We start from the raw sequence: 4,810 nt of genomic DNA, 5'->3' as shown, positions 1-4,810 counted from the left end.
GGGTGCATCTGGTTGTTGAAGAGGGCGAAGCATGACCGCATATAAGTTATTAGTTATAATCCCATATGGATTGCGGTCATGCTTCGCCCCTACGGATATATTTGCTTGCACTCATCCGCTGCACCCCAAAAATCTCGTTCGATCGCCCGATCGAACAAAACCACGCCCTCAATCCTACGCACAACGGATCAAAAACAGATGCTGCGAAGGCGCGTGCCTGCCCGTTGGCGAAGCCGCCCTGAAAGGGCTAGGGCTGATGCTTCCTTCCTCGCAATCGCATAATACGCGATCGATACGCAAGTCTTGACCCGATCGCACAAAAGCTATCATTAATAGACCGTCAACCTCTATCATCTTCGCCGCATCATGAACCCTGCCCTCACACAATTTGGCACTCAAATGTCCCAACTCACAGGAGTTCGGGCAATTATGAAAGATATTATTGAAACACTCAGAGCCGGCAACGGGCAGGAATTTATCAACTTAAGCGCCGGAAATCCGGTGATTTTGCCGCAAGTCGAGCAGTTGTGGCGCGATTGCACTGCGGAACTTTTGGCGGGCCCGGAATACGGCGAAGTCGTTTGTCGCTACGGTTCCAGCCAAGGTTATCAGCCGTTTATCGATGCAGTATTGGCCGATTTTAACCAGCGTTACCATCTGAATTTGACCGATCGCAACATCCTAATTACTCCGGGAAGTCAATCAATCTACTTCTACGCAGCCAATGCTTTCGGAGGCTACACCGCACCAGTCGCCGACACGGACGATCCCAAATCTCAAATCCGCAACCTAAAGTCGATCGTCCTGCCGTTAAGCCCAGACTACACCGGTTACGGCGGCGTCAGCCTAATTCCCGAAGCAGTCATCGCCTGCAAACCCACCCTAGATATTGATACAGCCGCCCACAGATTCAAATACCGCCCGGATTTCAGCCAACTTTCGATCGATGAAACCAGCGGTTGCGTCATCTTTTCCCGTCCCTGCAATCCCACGGGAAACGTCCTCACCGACGACGAAGTGCAGAAAATAGCAGATTTAGCAGCCGCTTTTGACGTGCCGGTATTGGTCGATTCCGCCTACGGGCCTCCCTTCCCGGCGTTGAACTTTACCGAAATGAAACCGATTTTCGGCGGCAATATCGTCCACTGCATGAGTTTGTCGAAGGCTGGATTACCGGGTGAAAGAATCGGAATTGCGATCGGCGATGAAGGAATCATTAAAACCTTAGAATCTTTTCAGACCAATATGTGCATTCACTCGCCGAGATACGGACAGGCGATCGCAGCTAGGGCCATTGCGAGCGGCGCCCTAGCCGACATTTCCCTCAACGTAATTCGCCCGTACTATCAAAGCAAATTTGCAGTAGTTGAAAGCACGCTAGAACACGCAATGCCCAAGGATTTACCCTGGTTCTTGCATCGAGGCGAAGGAGCAATCTTTGCGTGGTTGTGGCTGAAAGATTTGCCAATGACTGATTGGGAAATGTATCAAGAATTGAAGAAAGTTGGTGTAATTGTTGTACCGGGAAGTTCTTTTTTCCCGGGTTTGCGGGAAGATTGGCAGCACAAACATGAGTGTTTGCGCATTAGTTTGACGGCGACAAATGATGAGATTGAAACTGCGATGAAACGCTTGTCTCAATTAATCGAAAAAGTTTATCAATCTGCTATTTAGTGAGGTTTGCTCCTTAGCATCGGATCTTTTCGACGATGTTTGATCGTTCGGACTCGCATTCCTCGGATGGATGCGGACTCGCATTCCGAACGATCAAACCTGTCAACTATCAACTATCAACTGTCAACTGTCAACTGTCAACTACTATCAACTGTTAAAGAACTTTGTGAGTGTGTTCGTGCTGTTTCACATTGTCTTCTGTGCGAATCACGCGCTCGATGTTGAGCACTCTTTTGCGCTCTAACGAATAACTAAAGTTGTTGCGCATTGTTCCTTGAGGAATGTGAACTTGAGCTTCCGGGCGGATTTTGTAAGTGCGGGCTGCGGCGATCGCCCGAAAGCCGAATTCTTCGCTAAACTGAGCTTCTGCGGGAAATTCTGGCATCCTCTTGGGTGATTCGCCGTCGAGCACCGATCCTAAAGTTGTTCCCCAAGCCATTTCATAGGATGTCGGAATTCCCTTGACAATTGCTTCTAAAGCTGCTGATGGGATAGGTTCGATTACTTTTACTTGATGCACTTCGCCTTCTTCTTTGACGAAGCAGGTGGCTAAACCTACTGCTATGTAGTCATCGGTGCCGAGTTCGGGTGCGGTGGGATAAACTGTTGCAGTTGTCATAAAAATCTTGTGAGTAGGAATTGAGAACTTAGTGGCAAAAATTCAGGGACTTTAGATGCCTGATCTAAAATTTTTTGTTTGAGCTTGCTGCGGGGCATGGCGCTAGTTGGTCGATCGTACCACATTAAGGCAACTGCCGGACGATCCGGCAAGGATTCCCCACCGCCACGACGTTTGCGGGAATATCTTTGACAACAACGCTGCCGGCGCCGATCGTGCTATTGTTGCCAATAGTAACTCCCGGGCAAATAATACTACCGCCACCAATCCAAACATTATTGCCAATATTAATCTCCGCGGCGAGTTCTCGGCCAGAAAGTCTAATTTCCGGGTCTGTGGGGTGAGAAGCAGTGTAAATTTGTACGTTGGGCCCGCACAGCAAATTCTCCCCGATGTTAACTCGATTGCAGTCGAGAATTATACAGCCAAAATTCATGTACAATCCGTTTTTAGCATAAATATTGCTGCCGTAGTCGCAGTAAAAAGGCGGCTCGATTTCAACTTTGGGCCCGACGGCTCCGAACAATTCTGCCAGGATTTCTAACCGTTTGTCGGGTTCGTCTTCGCGGGTAGAATTATAAATTCTTGCAAGGCGGCGAGCTCGCTGGCGTTCTGCTGTCAGTTGCTCGTCTGCTGCTAAATATAATTCGCCGGCAAGCATTTTTTGTTTTTCGGTTTTTTCCATAATAATCGGCGGTATTAGATAGGATGTAGGGTTGAAACCAGGTTCAGACAAACGATATCCGATCGCCTGCGGTGTGAAAAAATAACTTAATTGTCACCGCTCGTCTTCTGGTATTCAATCGGCCATACCAGCACGTTAGTGTTTGTACAGACATGGTTTCAACCGCGCCCGTCTGCTTGATTCTGCAAACAAAGGCCTAAATCCAGATTGGTTAATTGTTCAAAAGCTCGATCGATCGATCCTTTTCCCCGCAAATAACCAGTATTCGCAGCGGGACAGATATATTGCAAAGTCGAGGGCGAAAATCGATCGATAATTGACTCAACGCTGTTAATTTGGCGCGGCCAGTGAAAAGTTTTTGCCGTTCTCTGCGGTACAGGGGCGCCTGCGCGGTTGGGAAGCAAGTGTCTGCCACTAAACAGGACTCCGCCGCTAGCACTATCATAAAGGCAAGACGAACCGGGGGAGTGGCCGGGAGTCCAAAATACCTTGATGCGATCGCTCACAGTCAATTCTCGCTCAAAAACTGTCACCTGCAATTGAGGGAGCAAATAAGCTTCCTGTTCTTGAATCAGGATATCGCAGCCCGTGGATTCCTGAATTTCCCGCGCCTTGGCGATGGCGCCGCGGTGGGTGAGAAACAGCAAGCGCACGCCACCGTGCGAATCCAAAAACTTTCGATAGCTATCATTCCAAGCGGGACAATCCACCAGGATGTTGCATTCGTTTTCTACAATGAGATAGGCTGTCGCACCCAGCGTATCCCGGTTAGGCGCAAAAGCAAAAATATTTGCCAGCACCTGTCTGGGCTGTTTCGAGGCTGAACTCTGTGGTTTCAAGGAAGTATTATAAAACTTCATTAAGATTGTAAGCATCAATAGACAATGGTAGTATCATATAGTCAAGAGAGCCAACTGAGAGAATTATGGCGAGAGTTAAAAAATGGAGAGTCTGAATGCAACTAGCAGAGAGACACATCATTAAATCCACCGAGAATCGTTTTGTTGAAATTGACGGACTAGCCTTTAAATCGAAAAATTTGTACAACGCCGCTAATTACGTAATTCGTCAGAGTTTTATCTATGGATGGGGTTACATTAATTACAACGAAATGAACCGTTTGATGAAGTATCATCAAGCATACAAGGACTTACCAGCCAAGGTAAGTCAACAAATATTGATGATATTGGACAAGAATTGGAAATCTTTTTTTGAAGCAGTCAAAACTTGCAAAAATGAGCCAAGTAAATTCAGTGGTAGCCCGAAACTACCGAAGTACAAAGATAAAGTCAAGGGTCGGAATATCCTCGTATATACGATTCAGGCTGTTAGTAGCAAGCAATTGAAAAAAGGAATCATCAAGCTTTCGGGTACGGAAATTTCAATAAAAACCAAGGTAAAACCCGATCGGATTTGCCAAGTTAGACTGGTTCCTAAATGCGATTCTTATGTAATCGAGGTAATCTATAATGAACCGGAGTCCACCCTGGATGAAAACCCGAAAGAATTAGTAGCTAGTATTGATTTAGGACTGAATAATTTAGTGGCGTTAACTTCAAATCAGCCTGGTTTTACCCCTCTGCTGATTAACGGGCGACCATTGAAATCAATTAATCAGTTCTACAACAAACGTAAAGCACAGTTACAATCTCAGCTAAAAGGTTTGCGTAAAACCTCATCACGGATTCAACGCCTAACTCGTTGTCGAAACCAGAAAATCGATAATTACTTGCACTCGTCCAGTCGTTCCATCATCAATCTTTTAAGAGAACGAAAGATTGGGACTCTGGTAATTGGCAAAAATGTACAATGGAAAAACGAGATTAATTTAG

The 4,810-nt window shown here is 46.5% G+C and carries 5 protein-coding genes; 2 read left to right on the top strand and 3 right to left on the bottom strand.

The window, feature by feature from the left end; all coding sequences use genetic code 11:
* The first annotated feature begins 366 nt into the window (after positions 1–366).
* Positions 367–1,674 carry a valine--pyruvate transaminase gene (locus QT974_RS31075; RefSeq protein ID WP_333472226.1) on the top strand — a complete coding sequence of 436 codons (1,308 nt, stop codon included), beginning with the start codon at positions 367–369 and terminating at the stop codon, positions 1,672–1,674.
* Positions 1,675–1,828: 154 nt separating this feature from the next.
* Here QT974_RS31075 and QT974_RS31070 read toward each other — a convergent pair whose 3' ends face one another.
* From QT974_RS31070 to QT974_RS31060, 3 genes are all read right to left on the bottom strand, one after another.
* Positions 1,829–2,293: a hypothetical protein gene (locus tag QT974_RS31070; RefSeq protein WP_333472225.1), complete on the bottom strand. Its 465-nt coding sequence runs from the start codon at positions 2,291–2,293 to the stop codon at positions 1,829–1,831.
* A 124-nt stretch (positions 2,294–2,417) separates the two neighbouring features.
* Positions 2,418–2,978: a sugar O-acetyltransferase gene (locus QT974_RS31065; protein ID WP_333472224.1), complete on the bottom strand. Its 561-nt coding sequence runs from the start codon at positions 2,976–2,978 to the stop codon at positions 2,418–2,420.
* A 158-nt stretch (positions 2,979–3,136) separates the two neighbouring features.
* Positions 3,137–3,817 (bottom strand): MBL fold metallo-hydrolase, encoded by a 681-nt coding sequence (locus tag QT974_RS31060; protein ID WP_333472227.1) that lies wholly within the window; start codon positions 3,815–3,817, stop codon positions 3,137–3,139.
* A gap of 116 nt (positions 3,818–3,933) precedes the next feature.
* Here QT974_RS31060 and QT974_RS31055 point away from each other — a divergent pair.
* Positions 3,934–4,810 (top strand): RNA-guided endonuclease InsQ/TnpB family protein (locus tag QT974_RS31055; RefSeq protein ID WP_333472223.1); only part of this gene is annotated, 877 nt, incomplete at its 3' end.

The organism is Microcoleus sp. BM001215392 (assembly GCF_036700185.1).
Taxonomy (GTDB): domain Bacteria; phylum Cyanobacteriota; class Cyanobacteriia; order Cyanobacteriales; family Microcoleaceae; genus Microcoleus.
This window is presented reverse-complemented; position numbering and strand designations above follow the sequence as displayed.